The following is an 18,714-nucleotide window of genomic DNA, read 5'->3' on the forward strand; positions in this document are numbered from 1 at the left end:
GTCACATCGCGGCGCGGTGCGGCGCGTGCCAGAGTGAGCGGATGGACACCACCGGCCTGATCGTCGTCGCGGCGGTCCTGGTGCTGGGTACGGCCGCGGGGCTGTGGCGGCGCCGCTCCGACGGGCGCCTGCGCTCCGCGACGGCGCCGGCGGCAGCCACCGCGCCGCCGCTTCCCGGCGGGGTGTCGGATACCGGTGCGGTGTCGCCTGCCGGTGGGGTGTCGCTTCCTGGCGCGGTCTCGCCTGCTGCTGGGGTGTCGCCAGGCGGTGGGGTGTCGCTTCCTGGCGCGGTCTCGCCTGCTGGTGCCGTCTCGTCTACTGGTGGGGTGTCGCGTCCCGGCAGGGTGTCGGATGCCGGTGCGGTGTCGCCAGGCGGTGGGGTGTCGCTTCCTGGCGCGGACTCGCCTGTCGGTGCTGTCTCGCCTTCCGGTGGGGTGTCGCCTGCTGGCATGGTGTCGCCTGGGGGTGGGGTGTCGCCTATCGACGTGGTGTCGCTTCTCGGTGTGGTGGAGGGCGGTTCATCGCCGAGCGTGGTGGAGTCGCCGCCGGATGCGAAGGTTGCCCGGCCGGAGGTCGCGGGCGGTGCCGACCCGAGCGCGGCGGGGGAGCGGATCGACCCCGCCCTGCTGGAAGCCCTCGGTGTGCGGGCCGCACCCGCCACGCTCCTGCAGTTCTCCTCGGCGTTCTGCGCGCCGTGCCGGTCGCTCCGGCGGATCAGCTCCGAGGTCGCCGAAATGCTGCCGGGCGTGCAGCACGTCGAGGTCGACGCGGAGAGCCACCTGGCGGCGGTGCGTGCGCTGGGCATCTGGCGCACCCCCACCCTGCTCGTGCTGGACGCGGAGGGCCGGGTCGCCAAGCGCGCTACCGGCGTGCCCGGAAAACCCCAGCTCATCGCGGCCCTGGCCGACCTGCTGCCGGCGCGCTAGCAATCCATCCAGATCTGGAGGTCGGGTAGGGCCTCACACCACCAGCCTCAGCCCACCCACCCTGCAGATCTGCGGAGCAAGACGCTCGGCACTGCCGGCAACCGGGTAGCTGTTGCCCTTGTGAAGAACCGCGCGCCGGGCGAGGGGTGGTCGCACCGGGCTACTCAGGAGCGGTTCGTTGAATCTCGGTCGGATGTGCCAAATGGGATCGGCGGGACCGTTGTTCCTTCCGCGCGCTCGCGGTCGTGTTGGGGTTTGGGGGTGCGGGGCTCGCCGTTTCCCGCAGCGTTCGCGATCGTGGTGGATGTTGGTAGGGGGCACGGAGCTTGCCCGGTCCCCCGCAGCGTTCGTGGTCGTGGTGGATGTTGGGGGTTGGGGCGTAGAACTCGCCGTTTCCGCAACGTTCGCGGTCGTCGCGGTCGTCGTGGATGTTGGGGTCGTGCGGCGGCCTCGAGGACGTGCTCGCGATCTTCGATGCGGCGCTTCTTCCAGACGGCGAAATTGCCTCGGGTCCGGCCCTGGCCTGCGAATCTGCACCCGTTCGTCGGTGATGGGACTCACCACGCCGGCGGCGGCCGAGCATGCCAGGCTCACAGAATGCAGCTTGATCCGCGTGGGCCGCGGTTCGCCGCGGTGCTGACCACCGTCGTCCTCGCCGTCGTTTTGGTGACCGGGTGGGGCTGGCTCGCGCTCGCGCAGACGATCGTCTTCGCGATCACCGCCGCCGACCCGCGCCGGGGGCCCTACGCCCTCATCTACCGCGCTCTCATCGCGCCGCGGCTCGGTCCTCCCACAGAACGGGAAGAGGCCGCGCCGGTGCGCTTCGCGCAGCTCGTCGGTTTCGCGTTTCTCGCGGTCGCGTCGATCGGCTATCTCAGCGGTGTGACGACGGTCGGGATGGTGTTCGCCGCTTTCGGTCTCTTGGCGGCATTCCTGAACGCGGCATTCGGCCTCTGCCTCGGCTGCGAGGCCTACCTTGCCGCTCGCCGCCTGACGGCGGGCCGCGCCTGACCTGGCCGCGGACTCGAAACCGGACGATCGGAAAGCAGCGGGCCGCGCTTAGTGACAGGGTCCGCTTGCTGGCCGGGGCAGCTTGGCGGCAGGCGCGCTTGGTTAAAGGGCGCTTTTGGCGGCAGGGCGCGCTTAGTGGCAGGGCGGCGCTTGGCGGCAGGGCTGCGTGAGTGGCAGGGCCGCGTTTAGTGGCAGGGCTGCGTTAGTGGCAGGGCCGCGCTTGGTGGCAGGGCGGCGCTTGGCGGCAGGGCCGCGTTAGTGGCAGGGCCGCGTTTAGTGGCAGGCCGCGTTAGTGGCAGGGCCGCGCTTGGCGGCAGGGCGCGCTTGGCGGCAGGGCGCGCTTGGCGGCAGGGCGCGATTGGCGGCGGGCCGCACTTGGTGGCAGGGCTGTTTGGGGCGGGTCTGGCTTGGTGGCAGGGGGCAGCTTGGGAGAGACCGCGCTTGTTGGCGGGTCGTCTGGCGGAGGCTGGCCGGTCTGGCGGCAGGCCGCCGGCGGTTGATCATGGTCGCCCGGTTGAGGCTGTCGGGGTCGGAAGGTGGCGGGCCGGGCGGGTGGGGCGCTTCGGGTGCCTTGGGGCGTCGATCAGGGTGAGTAGAGGAGCGTGCGCCGGGTGGGGCCGGTGGTGTTTCGACGGGGCTGAAATTGAGTAGGTCCAGAATCGCCCAGGATGTCGAGAGCGTGCCTGGAAAAGCAGATCCGCCCGCCGCCCTGGGTGAGGGTGGCGGGCGGGTGCAGTGCGGAGATCAGAACTTCGGGGCGTCCGGCGCCTCGAGCAGGCCGAGCCGCAGTGCGGTCATCAGCGCCTGCGCGCGGTTGGCCGCGCCCAGCTTCTCGTACAGCTTAGAGATGTGGGTCTTGGCCGTGGACTCGCTGACGAACAGCTGTTTGGCGATGCCGGCGACGCTCATGCCGTCCGCCAGCAGGCGCAGGACCTGGCCCTCGCGCGGCGACAACTGCGGGCCGGACGGGGCCAGGCGCCGTTTCATCGCCTCGGCGAGGTCGGCGGCGGTGAAGGCGCTCGGTGCGGAGGCGGCGTGCCGGGCGGCGGCGACGACCTCGTCGGCGGGCGCGGTCTTGGGCACGAACGCGCTGGCCCCGGCCTCGAGCGCGCCGAACAACTGGTCGTCGCCCGCGTACATGGTGAGCACCACGATGCCCATGTTGGCGTTGTTCTTGCGCAGGGCGCGGGTGGCCTCGAGGCCGCTGCCGTCGGGCAGGCGCAGGTCCATGATCACCACGTCGGGCTGTAGTGCGCCGGCCTGCCGGACGGCCTCGGCGGCCGTGGCGGCCTCCCCGACGACCTCGAACTGCCGGTCCCGCTCGAACGCGTGCCGCAGCCCCTTACGGATCAGGTCGTGATCGTCGACGAGCAGCACCTTGGTGCGGGTCGTCGGCATCGGACTGGTCGACATGCTCGGGTTACTCCCCTTCTGGTGCGGAAACGCTATCCCGCACGCTATCGCGCCGAGCCGAGGTTCCGAGCACTACCGCAACGGTTGTCCCGCTGGGGTGTCGCGGTCTGATCTCCAGCCGGCCCCGGATACGTTCCGCCCTCTCGGCCATGATCGCAAGGCCGTAGCGTCCGTCCGGTCGATCATCGGCGAAGCCCTTGCCGTCGTCGGTGACCTCGATCTCCGCGTACGGCGGGTCGACCGTGCACGTCACCCAGAGGTTGGACGCGCCCGCGTGCTTGCGGGCGTTGGTGATCGCCTCCTGGGCGATGCGCAGGAGCTCGGCCTCCGTCGCGGCGGGCAGCCGGGCGGTGGACTCGTCGAAGGTGAAGTGCACCCGAAGGCCGGCCGAGGTGCCCAGCGTGCGGGCGTACTCGGCGATGGCCGCGGCGAGGCCGCCGTTGCGGTCCACCTCGGAGCGCAGCTCGAACAGGCTCAGCCGCAGCTCGGTGATCACCCGGGTCACCTCGCCGCGCAGCGTGCGCAGCTCCTCGGCCGTCTCGTCCGCGCCCTCGGGCAGGGTCGCCTGCGCGTTGTCGATGCCGTAGCCGACCATCACGAGCTCCTGGGCGACGCCGTCGTGGATTTCGCGGGCCAGCCGCTGACGTTCCTCATTGGTCGCCAGCGAGCGGACGTCGTCGAAGAGCAGCGCCGCCTCCAGCCGCAGCGCGGCCGGGCCGGTCACCTCGGTGACCCGGGCGACCACCGCCGACGGGTACGCGTTCGTGACGTCGGCTTCCAGGATCACCAGGCCGATCGTGCGCACTCCCGCGACCAGCGGCACCACCAGCGACGAGGCGTCGCCGCCGCGGTGCGACCGGGCCTGCGAGCGCGAGGCGGTCTGCGGCTGCTGAGAGGCCCAGGCGTCGGCGATCGCCGAGTCGGCGTCGAGGGTGACCTCCCAGTCGACCCGCTCGGCCCCGGTCTGCGCCAGCACGACCAGGCGCCCGCCGCCGCTCGCCGACAGCACGGCGGCGCGGTGGCCGGGCGCGACGGCGCGCAGCTCCTCGAGCAGGTGCTCGGAGATGCCGCCCGGGTCGAGGGTGGCGCCGGGCAGCGAACGGGCGACGCTGCGCAGCTGGGTCAGCAGCCGGGTGGCCTCGGCGTACGGCTGGGGCTTGTTCTCGACCGGGGCCATGAGCTGGCGCATGGTGTCGGCCGCGAAGGTGATGATCGCGCCGAGCACCAGCCACTGGCCGCCCGCGGCGAGGTAGCCGGGCTGGGTGATGACCTTTTCGCCGCCGCCGTCGCCGACCAGGATGCCGCCGACGACCATCGACACGGCGGCGACGCCGAGCAGCGCGGCGCCCTCGGTCGGCCGGCGCCGCAGCGCCGCGGCCAGCAACGGGACCGCCAGGTAGGGGAGCACCGCCTCGGCGCCGAAACCGGCGTCGACGGTGCCGGTCGCGTTCGCCGCGGCGGCGACCGAGCCGGCGGCGAGACCGGTGATCGTGACCTCGGCGAACCGGCCCAGCGGCGCGGCGATGCGGTGATCCGGGCAGAAGATGGCCGGAAGCGCCGCGACCAGCAGCAGGGCGATCCAGCGAAGTTGGCCGACGTCGTGGGTGGCGATCAGGGTGAGGACGGCGACGAGGGCGAGCATGACGAGGCGGGCCGCCACCGCGAGCGGATGAACGCGCTCGGGTGCGCGGGCTGAGGCTGGCACGTGACGGATCGTAGCCGCACCCTGTGACAACGGCCCATCGGCGATCCGAAACGGAGGGGCGTCGTGCCGTGCCGGGCGGGGTCGCGCCGATCGGGATGCCGCCCGGCCCGGCCCGGCGGATCGCCCCCGGGCCGGTAGCGGGGGCTGCGAATCCGACCCGCCGAACCCCGGTCCCCGGTGGTCCGGATCCGGGCCCGCACCGGGTAGCCTGCCAGCCATGGCGGACAGCTCGACCCAGTCGATCCAGGTCCATGCGCCCCTCGATCGGGTGGCGGCGGTGATCTGCGACTTCCCGCGCTACCCCGAATGGGCGGACGCGATGAAACAGGTCGAGGTCATCGAGGAGTACGAGGACGGCTACGCCGCCCAGGTCCGCTTCGTCATGGACGCGGGGCCGCTCTCCGACGACTACACCCTGGATTACGCGTACGCGGAGGATCTGTCCCGGATCGAGTGGCACCTGGTCGCGCCGTCGAAGATGCAGCGCACCCTGAACGGCTCCTACGACCTGACCGACAATGGTGACGGCACGACCATGGTGCGGTACATGCTCGAGGTGGAGCTCTCCATCGGCATGCTCGGCATGTTCCGTCGCAAGGCCGAGAAGATGATCATGGACACGGCGCTGAAGGAGCTCAAGCGCCGGGTCGAGAGCCTCGCCGAGGCGTAGCCGGTCCGGACGGGCCCGGCCCGCCGGCGGCCGCGCGAGCAAGGGGAGCAGGACATGCCAGGGACCACGGGAACGGCACGCCAGGAGGCCGAGCGGCTGGTCGCCACGGTGCTCGCGATGGTCGCCGAGAGCGGCCTGGGTGCCGCGCGCCCGGGCCGCGACGACCAGGACGATTCATCCGGTACGCCCGGACTGGGCGACCTGCTGTCCGGCGTGGTCGGCCAGTTCCTGGGCGGTGACCGGGGCGAAGCCGGCACCTCGGGGCAGCACGGCGAGGGGCAGCAGGGCGCCGGGCAGCAGGGCGCGGGGCAGCAGGGCGCGGGGCAGCAGGGCCCGGGGCAGCACCGTGGCTGGTCGACGGGCAGCGCGGAGTGCTGCGTGTGCCCGGTGTGCCGGGCGATCGCCACGCTGCGCAACCCGAGTGCAGAGTCCGCCGAGCGCCTGGCGACCGGCGCGGGCGACGTCGCGAGCGGCCTGGCGAGGATGCTTCGCGGCCTGTCGGCGATGTCCGGCGCCGCCGGAGCCCGCTCGAAGCCGCAGCCGCCCCCGCGGCCTACCGCCACCCCGGACGAGGCGTGGTCGGCGGCGACCCGTGGCCGCGGCGCACGGCCGGAGCAACGCATCCCGACGGAGCAGGACGTCCGCGAGGGAGCCGACCCGTGGTCGGCGGCGACCCGGGCCCCCCGCCCCGCACCCGAGCCGAAGCCGGCGGCGCCTGCCGCGGCCGCCGAGGCCGCCTCCCGGGAGGGCACGGCCGACCTCGGCGCGGTACCGGACGACCCCGAACCCGGCGCGGGAACCCGGCCGATCGGAGATCCCTGGGCGGCCGCAACGCGGACGCCCCGCCCCGCAACCAGGCCGAGGCCGGCAGCGCGTCCGGCGGCTGACAAGGCGACCGCTTCGGCGGCTGACAAGGTCACCGCTTCGGCGGCTGACAAGGTCACCGCTTCGGCGGCTGACAAGGTCACCGCTTCGGCGGCTGACAAGGCGATCGCTTCGGCGGCTGACAAGGTCACCGCTTCGGCGGCTGACAAGGCGACCGCTCAGGCAGCCGACAAGGCGATCGCTCCGGCAGCCGACAAGGTCACCGCCCAGGCAGCCAACGATGCAACCGCCGGGGACGGCGCTCAGGCGACCGCTGAGGCAGCCGGCAACGCGACCGACCAGGTAGTCGGCAAGGTGACCGCCCGGGACGGCGTGGTTGACCTCGGGGCGATCCCGGGCGCCTCCGATCCGGTGGCGGGGACCCGGCCCGCCGGCGACCCGTGGGCGGCCGCGACCCGGACGCCGGGGCGTCCCGCGCCGGCCAAGCGATCCGCGGCACCGCGGCGCCGCGGTGCGCCTGAGTCCTCTGTGGCACCTGAGTTGTCAGGGGCATCAAAGCGGTTTGTCACCCCTGAGCCATCTGCCGCGCATGGGCGGTCTTCGACATCCGAGCAACCTGCGGCACCCGAGCAGCTTGTGGCACCGATGGCACCCGACCAGCCTGCGGCGCCTGCGCCGGCTGTGGCATCTGAGCCTGCGGCGCCTGCGGCATCCAAGCGGCCTGCTGCACCGGTAGAACCCGAGCAGCCTGCGGCATCCAAGGAGCCTGCTGCACCGGTAGCACCCGAGCAGCCTGCGGCGCCTGCGCAGGTTGTGGCATCCGAGCAGCCTGCGGAGCCTGTGGCACCTGAGCGGCCTGCGGCGATCAAGCGGCCCGTGGGACGTCAGCGGTCCGCGGCGGCCGGGCGGTCCGCGGTGTCCGGGTCCGTCGGGGGCGCTCTCGGCGTGAGTGCGGCAGGGGGAGCGCCCACCGGCGGGGCCGCCACCGGTGAGGGGCCCCGGCCCGCCGCGGAGCGTGGGGGGATTCCGGAGCGTGAGCAGGTCGGGGACCCCGCTGCTGCGGTTGAGGACCCCGCCTCGGGTACGGGAGAAGGTTCCGGAAATTGACGACGCTATGGCGCCGGGATGGTCGGGTCGGAAAGTGACCTCGTGATGGGCGCCGCGGCGGTCGGGTCCGGGAGCGACTGTGTGATGGCGCCGCGGCGAGGCGGGTCGGGTGACAACGTGATGGGCGCCACCACGGTCACTGCTGTCGCAACCCGGCAAATAGCGACACGAGGGTTAGTACCGGCGTGGCGGATATGCCCAGCGTGGATCATGATGTTCCGGGCACTGCGCCGGTCGCTTCGGCGGCCGAGGACCGGGACGGTGGCGCGGGCGACGACGCCCGCCCCGGCGACCCGGTGTGACACAACAGAGGGGAACTAGCAGCGTGACGCTGACCATCGGAGTCGACGTCGGCGGCACGAAGGTGGCCGGCGGGGTGGTGGACGAGCAGGGCGTCGTGCTGGCGCAGACCCGCCGTGAGACCCCGGCCCTCGACCCGGAGGGCACCCGGGACACGATCGTGGCGGTGGCCGCGGAGCTGGCCGCCGCATATCCCGACGCGAAGGCCGTCGGTATCGGCGCCGCCGCGTGGATCGACGCCGCGGGGGCGACGGTGCTCTTCGCGCCGAACCTCGCGTGGCGGGACGAGCCGGTGCGGGACTACGTCTCGAAGGCCGTTGGGCTGCCCACCGTGCTGGAGAACGACGCCAACGTTGCCGCCTGGGCCGAGTTCCGCTACGGCGCCGCGCGGCAGGCCGACGACTCGATGGTGATGATCACGGTCGGGACCGGGATCGGCGGCGGGGTCGTGCTCAACGGCGCGTTGTGGCGGGGTGCGAACGGCGTCGCCGGGGAGCTGGGGCACGTGCAGTCCGTGCCGGACGGCCACCCGTGCGGCTGCGGCCGGCTCGGCTGTCTCGAGCAGTACGCCAGCGGCAACGCCCTGGTCCGCTTCGCCCGGGCCGGCGCACGGCAGGAGCCCGACCGGGCCGCGCTGCTGCTCGAGCTCGCCGGCGGTGACGCCCTCGCGATCAGCGGGCGGATGGTCACCGAGGCCGCGCAGCGCGGCGACGGGGTGGCCCGGGACGCGTTCGCGCAGATCGGCTACTGGCTCGGGGTGGCGATGGCCGACCTGGCCCAGATCTTCGACCCGCAGGTGCTGGTGGTCGGCGGCGGCGTGATCGACGCGGGCGAACTGCTGATGGGGCCGACCGAGCGGACCTACCGCGAGCAGCTGTCCCAGCGGGGCCGCTTCCCGGTCGCCGAGATCAAGGCGGCTGAGACCGGCAACACGGCGGGCGTGCTCGGCGCCGCCGACCTGGCACGACGGATCTGACGGGCGCCCGGCTGATCCGAACTAGCGACGAGGAGCACGACGTGTCCGGGGTCCCGCTGCGGGTGTTGAGCTACAACGTGCACGGGCTGCGTGACGACCGGGCGGCCCTGACCGGGCTCGTCCGGGACCTCGACCCGGACGTCGTGATCGTGCAGGAGGCGCCGCGCCGGTTCCGCTGGCGGCACAGGTGCGCGGCCCTCGCCGACGACTTCGGCATGGTGGTGGCCGCCGGCGGGCTGCCGTCGCTGGGCAATCTGCTGCTGGTCAGCCTGCGGGTGCGGGTGCACGAGACCTGGTGCCTGCGCTATCCGCTGACCCCCGGGCGGCACCTGCGCGGTGCCGCGTTCGCCCGCTGCTCGGTGCGGGACGCCCGGTTCACCGTCGCGGGCTCGCATCTCGCCACCGACGCGCGGGAGCGGCCCGACCAGGCCGCCCGGTGGAAGGAGGCCCTGTCCGCCGTCGAGGGCCCGCTGATCGCCGGCGGCGACCTCAACGAGGGCCCGGGCGGCGGGGCCTGGCGTACGGTCGCGGACGGCCTCGTCGACACCGCCGGAGCGGCCTGTTCGGCGCTGACGTTCCCCTCGACGCTGCCGCGGTTGCGCCTCGACGGGCTGTTCGTGTCGCCCGACATCGACGTCTCGCGGTACGAGGTCATCGAGACCGAGCAGGCCCGCCGGGCCAGTGATCATCTACCGGTTCTGGCCGAACTCGTACTGCCCGCTTTGTAGCCCTGTTGCGCGCTTCCGAGTTGGGTTCGCTTCTGCGAGTATCTCCGGGTGCAAGACACCTCTGACATCGCGGACCGGCACGACGCGGTCTGTGTGATCGGCGCCGGCGGTAGCGGCCTGGCGGCGATCAAGAACCTGCGTGAGCAGGGCTTCTCCGTCGACTGCTACGAGCGCGAGACGTCCGTTGGCGGCGCCTGGAACTGGCGGCACGACCGCAGCCCGGTGTACGCGAGCACGCACCTGATCTCCTCGCGTCCGCTCACCGAGTTCCCCGACTTCCCGATGCCGGACGACTGGCCGGACTATCCGCACCACAGCCAGATGCTGGGCTATCTGGAGCGCTACGCGCAGCACTTCGGGCTCGGCGACAGCATCTGGTTCGGCACCGAGGTCGTGGCCGTCACGCCCGTCGGTGACGGGCGCTGGGACGTGACGACCCGCAGCACCGGCGGCGGCGTCGAGCGGATCCAGCGGTACGCGGCCGTCGTCGTCGCCAACGGGCACAACTGGTCGCCGAAGCCGCTGCCGGTCGACACGTCGGCGTACCGGGGGCAGGTGATCCACGCGTCGGCGTACAAGGACCCGGCGCAGTTGCGCGGCCGCAAGGTGCTCGTCGTCGGCGGCGGCAACACCGGTTGCGACATCGCCGTCGAGGCGGCGCAGCAGGCCACCACCGTCTGGCACTCGACCCGCCGCGGCTACTGGTACGCGCCCAAGTACGTCTTCGGCCGCCCCGCCGACCAGGTCAACGACAAGATGTTGCAGCTGCGCCTGCCGCTGCGGCTGCGCCAGTGGCTCTACCACCGCACGCTCAAGCTGACGGTCGGCGACGTCACCCGGTTCGGGTTGCCCCGGCCCGACCACCGCCCGTACGAGAGTCACCCGGTGGTCAACAGCCAGCTCGTCTACTACCTGGGCCACGGCCGGATCACCCCGCTGCCGGACGTCACCCGGTTCGAGGGGTCGACTGTGGAGCTCGCCGACGGCCGGCGCGTCGAGCCCGACCTGGTCATCACGGCGACGGGCTACCTGCCGCGGTTCGAGTTCCTGGCTCCCGAGCTGCTCGACGTCGACGAGGACGGCAAGCCGGACCTGCACCTGCACGCGTTCGCCCGCAAGCACCCCACGCTCGCCGTGATCGGCCTGCTGCAGGCCGACGCCGGGCTGTTCCCGCTCGCGCACTGGCAGAGCGTCGCGGTGGCCCGCTGGCTGCGGCTGCGGGTGTCCGATCCGGTACGTGCGGCCGCGGTGCAGCAGAAGGAGTCGACGCGCCCGCTGCGGTCGTGGACCCGGCTCCGGGTCGTGCCGTCGTCGCGGCACTGGTTCGAGGTCAGCCACACCAGCTATCTGCGCGCCTTGGAAGACCTGTTGAAGCAGATGGAGCCGGCATGAGCTCGCGGCTGTTGCGTTATGTGGACTGGACGGCGCCGGTGCCGGCGGTCGAGCGGGAGGTGCTTCAGGCGCTTCCGCAGAGGCCGGAGGACCTGCCGCCGGTGCTCTTCGTGCCCGGGCTCGGGCACGGTGCCTGGGCGTTCGCCGAGCACTGGCTCGCGCACACCGCCTCGCGGGGCTTCGCGGCGTACTCGGTGAGCCCGCGGCCCGAGGGTTCGCTGCGGGCGTACGTGCACGACGTGGTCCAGGTGGCGGCGAGCCTGCCGCGCCAGGCGGTGCTGGTCGGTCACGGCGCCGGCGCGCTGCTGGTGTCGCACGCGCTGACGCGCTACCCGGCCCGTGCCGCGGTCCTGGCCGCGCCCGTGCCGCCGGGCTGGGCTTCGCTGGGCGCGGCGCTGCGGGCCAACCCGTTCGGCACGCTGCCGGCGTTGTTCGGTGCCGCGCCCCGGCTGAGCCGCCGGCAGCTCTTCGGCGCCGACCTGGTGGAGGCGGAGGCGGAGGCCTACCGCGAGCGGATCGTGCGGGCGCCGGCCCGGGTCTACCGGCAGGTGCTGTTCGCGAAGCCGGCCGCGGAGCCGGTGGGTGCGCCGCCGACGCTGGTGGTCGGCAGCCCGGACGACCGAGTTGTCCCACGGGCGGCCCTGGACCGCGAAGCGGTCCGTTTCGGCGGCGCCCCGCTGCTGTTCCCGGGCATGGGCCACGACCTGATGCTGGACACCAACTGGCAGGAGCCGATCGACGCGATCCTGGACTGGCTCGGCAAGGTGCTATCGGCGTAGGCCGGCCGCCAGCCGGCCGGTGTTGTCGAGGGTTGTCAGGTATGCGCGGGCCCACGCCAGGATGTCGTGGCGGGCGAGGTGCCCGCGCATCGCCGTCATCCGGCGTTCCAGGTCCGCCGGGTCGGCGTCCATCGCCTGCAGCAGGGTCGTCTTCAGCCCGTCGACGTCGTGCGGGTTGACCAGGAACGCGTCCTCGAGCTCGGCCGCCGCCCCGGCGAACTCGCTGAGCACCAGCGCGCCCGTGTTCGCCGCGCGGGCGGCGACGTACTCCTTGGCGACCAGGTTCATGCCGTCGCGCAGCGGCGTCACCACCATCACGTCCGCCGTCTGGTAGAGCGCGGCGAGTTCGGCGCGGTCGAACGACTGGTTCAGGTAGTGGATCGCGGGCTCGCCGACGCGGCCGTACTCGCCGTTGATCCGGCCGACCTCGCCCTCGATCCGGTCCCGCAGGACCCGGTAGCTGTCGACCCGTTCCCGGCTCGGCACGGCCACCTGGACCATCACCGTGTCGCGGACCTTGACCCGGCCGTCGCGCAGCAGCTCGCTGTACGCCGTGAGCCGGTGCTCGATCCCCTTCGTGTAGTCGAGCCGGTCGACGCTGAGCAGCACTCGCCGCGGCTGTCCCAGGTCGGCCCGCAACTGGTCGGCGTGCCCCACGACGTCGGGCCGGGCGGCGAGCGCCTGCATCTCCGTCACGTCGATGGAGATCGGGAACGCGCCGGTGCGCACGACCCGGCCGTCGACGGTGATCTGGTCGTCGGTGGTGCGGGCGCCGAACAGCTTCACGGCGAGCTGGGCCACGTTGTGCGCCGCCTGCGGCCGCTGGAAGCCGACGAGGTCCGCGCCGAGCATGCCGCGCAGCAGTTCGGCGCGGCGGGGGAGCTGCATGAACAGCTCGGGTGGCGGGAAGGGCACGTGCAGGAAGAAGCCGATCAGCACGTCCGGGCGCAGCTCGCGGAGCAGCTGCGGCACGAGCTGCAGGTGGTAGTCCTGCACCCAGATCGCGGCGCCGGGCTCGGCGACCTCGGCGGCCGCCTCGGCGAAGCGCCGGTTTACGTCCTGATAGGTCTCCCACCAGCCGCGGTCGAAGACGGGCTGCTCGACGGCGTCGTGGTAGAGCGGCCAGAGCGTCGAGTTGGCGAAGCCCTCGTAGTAGCCGCGCAGCTCCTCTTCGGACAGCGCGACGGGCCGGATCCGCAGGGTGCCGATGTCGGGCAGGGCGGGCGCGCTGTCGATGCCGCCGTCCCAGCCGATCCACGTCGCCGGGGTCTGCTGGAGGATCGCGTGCAGGGCGCTGGCGAGGCCGCCGGGGCTGCGCCGCCACTCGCAGGCGCCGTCGGGTGCGGCGTTGTCATCCAGCGGAAGGCGGTTGGCGACGACCACGAGCGAGCTCTGGCGCATCCACGAGAGGCTACGCGATGACTACCGAGCGAAACAATGTTGGTGGATTATGTCGCTTTTCATACGACCGCGCCGTCATCGAAGTCATCGTCGTCGTCGCCGGAGCGCAGTCGCCAGACAAGCGTCACCGCGCCGCCGACGATCGCGGTGAAGCCGATCAAGGTCACGTAGTTGCGGTCGATCGGCAGCAGCCAGGGGAAGAGGAAGAGCACGAAGCCGAGGACCACGCCCAGGACGCCGGCGACCGCGTACTTGGAGATGTGCGGCAGCGGCGGCGGGGGCGGGGGCGTGTAGCGCTCGTCGTCGGAGTCGTCGTCGATCCCGGTGCCGAACGTGTCGAGGCCGTCGAGCAGCGAGGGCGGCTGCTGGTCGGTGCGGCGGCGGTTCAGCGTGACGCCGGAGATGTCGGTGGCCGACGGGAGCGTGCCGCCGGGCTGGCGGGGCTGCTCCGTGCCGTCGTTCTTCGGCGGGTCGGGTGCCCGGGTCGGGTCGACGCCCTCGGCGGCCGGCCACGGCGGCGCGGTCGGGTCGACGGCGGTGTGGAAGCCCGCCACGATCTTGGCCCACTCGGCGTCGACGTCGCTCTGGTCGCCGCCGGCGGCGGTGCGGGTGTCGTGCCGGGGCGCGGGCGGGGTGGGGCCGACGCCGCCGGTCAGCTTGTCGAGGTGCTCGCGGGCGGTGTCGAGGTGGGTGCGGTCGACGTAGAGCCGGTCCGTGGGCCGCGCGGGGAACGTGGTCGCGCGCAGGATGGGGTTGAGGTCGGCCGACGGTTGCAGGTAGGCGGCGATGCCGCCGGCCGCCAGCACGTCGAGCAGGTGTTCACCCACGCGCGGATCGACATCGCCCGCGGCCGCGTAATCGGCCGCGTCGAGTCCGTTGTCCCGCCGCCCGCGACGGGCGCCACCCGCTGACACCCTGCTTCACTCCTCGCTCCGCGCGCTCGCGCGTCGTGTCCGCCGTCCGGCGGAGCTGTCCGGCCGTGCTGCATCGGCCCGACCGTGTCTTGAATGGTGACACGACAGATGCCGGTTACGGGAGTGCGTTGTGGCGTGCCGCTCCCGCTTCGTACGCTTTCCTCTGCCCACGACCGTGGCGCGCGGGAAAGGACTTCGGTGTTCTACTGGCTGCTCAAGTACGTGGTGCTCGGCCCCGTCCTAAAATGTCTGTTCCGCCCCGATGTGAAGGGGCTAGGCCACGTTCCGCCCTCTGGCCCGGTGATCCTCGCCTGCAATCACCTCTCATTCTCCGACTCGATCTTCACACCGCTGCTGGTGAAACGGCGGGTGACGTTCGTCGCCAAGGCGGAGTACTTCACCGGTAAGGGCATCAAGGGCTGGCTCATGCGGCAGTTCTTCGTCAGCACGGGGACCATCCCGGTGGACCGTTCGGGCGGCAAGGCGGCCCGGGCGGCGCTGGACACCCAGTTGCGGGTGCTGCGCTCGGGCAACATCGCGGGCATCTACCCGGAGGGCACCCGCTCGCCCGACGGGCGGCTCTACCGCGGCAAGACCGGCGTGGCCCGGCTGGCGCTGGAGAGCGGCGCCCCGGTCGTGCCGGTGGCCCTGCTGAACACCGACGAGATCCAGCCGACGGGGAAGCTCGTACCCAAGATCAAGCGGGTCAAGGTCCGCTTCGGCGAGCCGCTGGACTTCTCCCGCTACGCGTCCTCGCTCGGCGACCGCTTCGTCGAGCGGGCGGTGACCGACGAGATCATGTACGAGCTCATGACCCTGACCGGCCGCGAGTACGTGGACGTCTACGCCGCCAGTCTCAAGACGGCCATAGTCGCACCCACCAACCCCAGGGACGGCGACCAGAGCCGGACCGCGCCCGTGGGTGTCGAGGGCGCCGGAAAAGGCTAGGCCCGCTATTTCTCGGCCATTCCCGCGCGGCGCCGCAACGCGGACACGTCGGTGACCACGATGCGGCGGCCCTCGGTGCGCAGCCAGCCCCGGCTCGCGAAGGAGCCGATGGCCTGGTTGACGCTCTGCCGGGAGCCGCCCGCCATCTCGGCGAGCTGGCTCTGGTTGAGCTCGATCGTGATCATCGGCGCCTGGCTCTCGCCGGCCAGCCGCACCAGCGTCTTGGCGACCCGGCCCGGCAGGTCGAGAAAGACGTGGTCGGCGTTCTGCTCGGTGAGCCGGCGGATGAGCGCGCCCACCGACCGCATCACCGCGTCCAGGATGCGCGGGTTGGAGTGCACGAGGTCGATGAAGGCGACCCGGGAGAGTGCGAGCGCCTGGCTGTCCTCGATCGCCTCCGCCGAGGCCGAGCGGGTCAGTGCGTCCAGTAGGGACACCTCGCCGAGGACGTCGGGCGGGCGCACCACCGTCAGGACCGCGCGCTCACCCGTCGGGGCGGTGCGGAAGACCGCGATCGCGCCGCGCCGCAGGATGATCAGGGAGTCGCCGGGGTCGTGCTCGACGAAAAGGATCTGACCTTTGCGGTAGGTCCGCGGCACGGCGGCGGCGATGACGCGTTGCCGCACGTCAGGCTCCAGTCCGGCGAACATCTCTACGCCTGTGAGCGCGTCACCCTGCTCTGCTAGGCGATGATCCACGGTAAAGTCCCTCCCCGATCGGGACCCCCGTGGACACAGTTGTCCGGCGCCGGCCCCACGACGCGAACGATCACTCTTAGCATGAAGAGCGCTGTCGACGCCATTTGATACATCCAGCAGACGCATACGATCATCTCGCGCTCATTGCTTTCTGTACACCCTCCAATCGCCCCGCGTGACTATCGCCCAAGGTGTCCGTTGGCATTACGGTCCGTACCGGGATAATCGCGGCCGTGCCGCATGAAGACCTTCTCCGATCGACGTTGCGCGACCGGTGGCACCTCGTGCCCGCCGAGATCACGGCGCTGCCCGGGGGCCTGCTGTCGCACGGCTGGGACGTGACCGCCGGCGGCGAGCGCTTCGTGGTCCGCATGGCCGACCCGGCCGCTCGCCAGCCCGTCGAGGCGGGGCTGGCCGCCGCCGAGCACCTGCGGGGTACCGGGATCGAGGCGGGCGAGCCCGTGCGCACCCTCGGGGGCGGCCTCACGGCGGAGACGTCCGCCGGGGCGTTCGCCGTGCTCCGCCGGGCGCCGGGCCGGACCCTGGACGGCCGCGACCCGGTCGACCAGCAGTTCTGGGGCGATCGCCTGGGCGCGGTGCACCGCACGCTCCAGGGCTTCCACCACCCGGGCCTGCGCCGCTGGAACCTGCTCGACCCGGACGCCCCGCACCTGGCGATCGAGCCGTGGCTGCGCCCGGCGGTAACCGACGCGGTGACCGCGATGACCAGGCTGACGGTGACGGACCGACTCACCTACGGCGTGCTGCACGGCGACCCGGCCCCCGAGACCTTCCTGGTCGACCCGGCGACCGGCCGGGCGGGCCTGCTGGACTGCGGAGCGAGCGGCACCGGCCCGCTGCTCTACGACGTGGCGGCCGCGGTCGTCTACGCGGGCGGCACCGAGACGTCGGCGGAGCTGCTGGACGGCTACCTCGCGGCCGGCCCGGTCGACGAGGGGGAACTGCACGCGGCGCTGCCGGTGCTGCTCCGTTTCCGCTGGGCGGTGCAGGCGGACTGGTCGGCGCGGCGGCTGGCCCGCGGTGAGCGCGAGGGCACCCGCGAGGCGCTGGTGCGCGCGGAGGAGGCCCTGGCGGAGACGACCGGGCGGCCATAGGCAAGGATGGTCCGCGATGGCCTACCGGTATTTCTACGACTGCGAATTCATCGAGGACGGCCGAGTGGTCGACCTCGTGTCGATCGGCGTGGTCGACGAGTTCGGCCGCGAGTTCTACGCGGTCTCGACCCAGTTCGACGACTCCCGGGCGGTGCCCTGGGTGCGCCGCAACGTGCTCGACAAGCTCCCGTCCCCGGCGGACCCGGCCTGGCGCTCGCGCGAACGCATCCGTGACGACCTCTACGAGTTCCTCCGCGAGCCGGTGAAGGGCCGCGACGAGCAGATCGAGCTCTGGGCCTGGTACGCGGCGTACGACCACGTGGCGCTCGCCCAGCTGTGGGGCGCGATGCCGGCGCTGCCGCGCGAGATCCCCCGCTTCACCAAGGACCTGCGCCAGCTCTGGGACGAGCTGGGCCGGCCGTCGCTGCCGACGGCGCAGGGCCGCCACGACGCCCTGGTGGACGCGAAGCACAACCTCGCCCGCTGGAACGCCATGACGGGGGCGGCCACCTCACCGAGGTGACGGCAAGTGATCGGCGGCGGGCCGGGCATCGCCTCGCACCGGCCGCACGCGCGGGGACCACCGGCACTGGAAACCCTGCGGCCGGCGAGAACATTACCGGAGAGTAACCGCGGGGCGCTTTGGTCAGGCCCGGGCGCGACGACTACAGTGCGTTTGCGACCCGCCCCGGGACCCGGCAGTGCAGCCGGATGACCGATTCCCCAGGGAGACGGGCATCTCGCGACCCGATCAGGGAGGACGAGTAATCATGCGCATCGGCGTGCTCACCGGCGGCGGCGACTGCCCCGGTCTGAACGCGGTGATCCGGGCCGTCGTCCGTAAGGGCGTTGCCACTTACGGACACGAGTTCGTCGGATTCCGCGACGGGTGGAAGGGCCCCCTCGAGGGCCTCACGAAGCCCCTCGGCATCGCCGAGGTCCGGGGGATCCTGCCGCGCGGCGGCACCATCCTGGGCTCTTCCCGCACCAACCCGTTCAAGATTGAGAACGGCGTCGAGCGGATCAAGGCCAACCTGGCCGAGCAGGGCGTCGACGCGCTGGTCGCGATCGGCGGCGAGGACACCCTCGGCGTCGCGACCAAGCTCAACGACCTGGGCGTGAACGTCGTCGGCGTGCCGAAGACGATCGACAACGACCTCAACGCCACCGACTACACCTTCGGCTTCGACACCGCGGTCAACATCGCGATGGAGGCCATCGACCGGCTGCACACCACGGCCGAGTCGCACCACCGCACCCTGGTGGTCGAGGTCATGGGCCGGCACGCCGGCTGGATCGCGCTGCACGCCGGCCTCGCCGGCGGCGCCAACGTCATCCTGCTGCCGGAGCGCAACTTCGACGTCGACCAGGTCGCGACGTACGTGACCAAGCGTTTCCAGGTCGAGTACGCCCCGATCGTCGTGGTCGCCGAGGGCGCGCAGCCGCTCGAGGGCCAGATGGTGCTGCACAACCAGGAGCTCGACGCGTTCGGCCACGTCCGCCTCGGCGGCATCGGCCAGTGGCTGGCCCAGCAGCTGGAGGAGAAGACCGGCAAGGAGGCCCGCACGGTCGTTCTCGGTCACATCCAGCGCGGCGGCACGCCCAGCGCGTTCGACCGGGTGCTCGCGACCCGGTTCGGCCTGCAGGCGATCGACGCCGTGCACGAGGGTGACTTCGGCAAGATGATGGCGCTGCGTGGCACGGACATCGTCCGGGTCCCGCTCGCCGACGGCACCGGCGAGCTCAAGACCGTGCCGATCGGCCGGTACGACGAGGCCGAAGTCTTCTTCGGCAGCTGAGCGACCG

General features: G+C 72.4%; 18 protein-coding genes. 11 read left to right on the forward strand and 7 right to left on the reverse strand.

Going from position 1 to position 18,714, the window contains the following annotated elements:
* Position 1 precedes the first annotated feature (1 nt).
* Positions 2-160, reverse strand: coding sequence for a hypothetical protein (locus AB0B58_RS05465; protein ID WP_360217950.1), 159 nt, complete (start codon positions 158-160; stop codon positions 2-4).
* 325 nt (positions 161-485) lie between these two features.
* Here AB0B58_RS05465 and AB0B58_RS05470 point away from each other — a divergent pair, with 325 nt between their 5' ends.
* Entirely contained in the window at positions 486-926 is a 441-nt protein-coding gene (locus AB0B58_RS05470; RefSeq protein ID WP_360217953.1) for a thioredoxin family protein, read from the forward strand.
* 597 nt (positions 927-1,523) lie between these two features.
* Positions 1,524-1,937, forward strand: coding sequence for a DUF4395 domain-containing protein (locus AB0B58_RS05475; protein ID WP_360217956.1), 414 nt, complete (start codon positions 1,524-1,526; stop codon positions 1,935-1,937).
* Between the two features lie 744 nt (positions 1,938-2,681).
* Here the strand turns inward: AB0B58_RS05475 and AB0B58_RS05480 are convergent.
* Both AB0B58_RS05480 and AB0B58_RS05485 read right to left on the reverse strand, forming a co-directional pair.
* Positions 2,682-3,350 carry a response regulator gene (locus tag AB0B58_RS05480; RefSeq protein WP_023359837.1) on the reverse strand — a complete coding sequence of 223 codons (669 nt, stop codon included), beginning with the start codon at positions 3,348-3,350 and terminating at the stop codon, positions 2,682-2,684.
* Between the two features lie 7 nt (positions 3,351-3,357).
* A complete protein-coding gene (locus tag AB0B58_RS05485) occupies positions 3,358-5,055 on the reverse strand; it encodes a GAF domain-containing sensor histidine kinase (RefSeq protein WP_360217961.1) in 1,698 nt (565 codons plus the stop codon).
* Between the two features lie 217 nt (positions 5,056-5,272).
* On the opposite strand from AB0B58_RS05485, the gene AB0B58_RS05490 reads away from it, so the two are divergent.
* Positions 5,273-5,725 (forward strand): SRPBCC family protein, encoded by a 453-nt coding sequence (locus tag AB0B58_RS05490; RefSeq protein WP_360217964.1) that lies wholly within the window; start codon positions 5,273-5,275, stop codon positions 5,723-5,725.
* A gap of 174 nt (positions 5,726-5,899) precedes the next feature.
* Here the strand turns inward: AB0B58_RS05490 and AB0B58_RS05495 are convergent, their stop codons facing one another.
* On the reverse strand, positions 5,900-6,070 hold the full coding sequence (locus tag AB0B58_RS05495) for a hypothetical protein (protein ID WP_360218752.1): 171 nt from the start codon (positions 6,068-6,070) through the stop codon (positions 5,900-5,902).
* Positions 6,071-7,982: 1,912 nt separating this feature from the next.
* On the opposite strand from AB0B58_RS05495, the gene AB0B58_RS05500 reads away from it, so the two are divergent.
* Genes AB0B58_RS05500 through AB0B58_RS05515 form a run of 4 tightly spaced genes read left to right on the forward strand, consistent with a single transcriptional unit; the run spans position 7,983 to position 11,832 of the window.
* Positions 7,983-8,933 (forward strand): ROK family glucokinase, encoded by a 951-nt coding sequence (locus AB0B58_RS05500; RefSeq protein WP_360217967.1) that lies wholly within the window; start codon positions 7,983-7,985, stop codon positions 8,931-8,933.
* 41 nt (positions 8,934-8,974) lie between these two features.
* Positions 8,975-9,661: an endonuclease/exonuclease/phosphatase family protein gene (locus AB0B58_RS05505; RefSeq protein WP_360217970.1), complete on the forward strand. Its 687-nt coding sequence runs from the start codon at positions 8,975-8,977 to the stop codon at positions 9,659-9,661.
* Between the two features lie 48 nt (positions 9,662-9,709).
* Positions 9,710-11,053 (forward strand): NAD(P)-binding domain-containing protein, encoded by a 1,344-nt coding sequence (locus AB0B58_RS05510; protein WP_360217973.1) that lies wholly within the window; start codon positions 9,710-9,712, stop codon positions 11,051-11,053.
* Complete coding sequence (locus AB0B58_RS05515; RefSeq protein WP_360217976.1) at positions 11,050-11,832, forward strand: alpha/beta fold hydrolase; 783 nt, start codon at positions 11,050-11,052, stop codon at positions 11,830-11,832. The genes AB0B58_RS05510 and AB0B58_RS05515 overlap by 4 nt, the downstream gene beginning before the upstream one ends.
* Here the strand turns inward: AB0B58_RS05515 and AB0B58_RS05520 are convergent.
* Both AB0B58_RS05520 and AB0B58_RS05525 read right to left on the reverse strand, forming a co-directional pair.
* The gene (locus tag AB0B58_RS05520; protein WP_360217979.1) at positions 11,821-13,233 is read right to left on the reverse strand and encodes a trehalose-6-phosphate synthase; all 1,413 of its coding nucleotides are present in this window, start codon (positions 13,231-13,233) and stop codon (positions 11,821-11,823) included. The two genes, AB0B58_RS05515 and AB0B58_RS05520, sit on opposite strands and share 12 nt — an antisense overlap.
* Before the next feature lie 59 nt (positions 13,234-13,292).
* Complete coding sequence (locus AB0B58_RS05525) at positions 13,293-14,147, reverse strand: DUF308 domain-containing protein (protein WP_360217982.1); 855 nt, start codon at positions 14,145-14,147, stop codon at positions 13,293-13,295.
* A 198-nt stretch (positions 14,148-14,345) separates the two neighbouring features.
* Between AB0B58_RS05525 and AB0B58_RS05530 the strand changes: the two genes are divergently transcribed.
* On the forward strand, positions 14,346-15,095 hold the full coding sequence (locus tag AB0B58_RS05530; RefSeq protein ID WP_360217985.1) for a lysophospholipid acyltransferase family protein: 750 nt from the start codon (positions 14,346-14,348) through the stop codon (positions 15,093-15,095).
* A gap of 5 nt (positions 15,096-15,100) precedes the next feature.
* Here the strand turns inward: AB0B58_RS05530 and AB0B58_RS05535 are convergent, their stop codons facing one another.
* Complete coding sequence (locus AB0B58_RS05535) at positions 15,101-15,793, reverse strand: Crp/Fnr family transcriptional regulator (protein WP_360217988.1); 693 nt, start codon at positions 15,791-15,793, stop codon at positions 15,101-15,103.
* A gap of 233 nt (positions 15,794-16,026) precedes the next feature.
* Here AB0B58_RS05535 and AB0B58_RS05540 point away from each other — a divergent pair, with 233 nt between their 5' ends.
* The 3 genes from AB0B58_RS05540 to AB0B58_RS05550 all read left to right on the forward strand — a co-directional run bounded on the left by AB0B58_RS05540 (position 16,027) and on the right by AB0B58_RS05550 (position 18,707).
* Positions 16,027-16,908 (forward strand): phosphotransferase, encoded by an 882-nt coding sequence (locus AB0B58_RS05540; protein ID WP_360217996.1) that lies wholly within the window; start codon positions 16,027-16,029, stop codon positions 16,906-16,908.
* Between the two features lie 16 nt (positions 16,909-16,924).
* Positions 16,925-17,431 carry a polyadenylate-specific 3'-exoribonuclease AS gene (locus tag AB0B58_RS05545; RefSeq protein WP_360217999.1) on the forward strand — a complete coding sequence of 169 codons (507 nt, stop codon included), beginning with the start codon at positions 16,925-16,927 and terminating at the stop codon, positions 17,429-17,431.
* 247 nt (positions 17,432-17,678) lie between these two features.
* The gene (locus tag AB0B58_RS05550; RefSeq protein WP_360218002.1) at positions 17,679-18,707 is read left to right on the forward strand and encodes a 6-phosphofructokinase; all 1,029 of its coding nucleotides are present in this window, start codon (positions 17,679-17,681) and stop codon (positions 18,705-18,707) included.
* Positions 18,708-18,714: the final 7 nt, after the last annotated feature.

It is taken from the genome of Actinoplanes sp. NPDC049118 (assembly GCF_040648555.1).
Classification (GTDB): Bacteria; Actinomycetota; Actinomycetes; order Mycobacteriales; family Micromonosporaceae; genus Actinoplanes.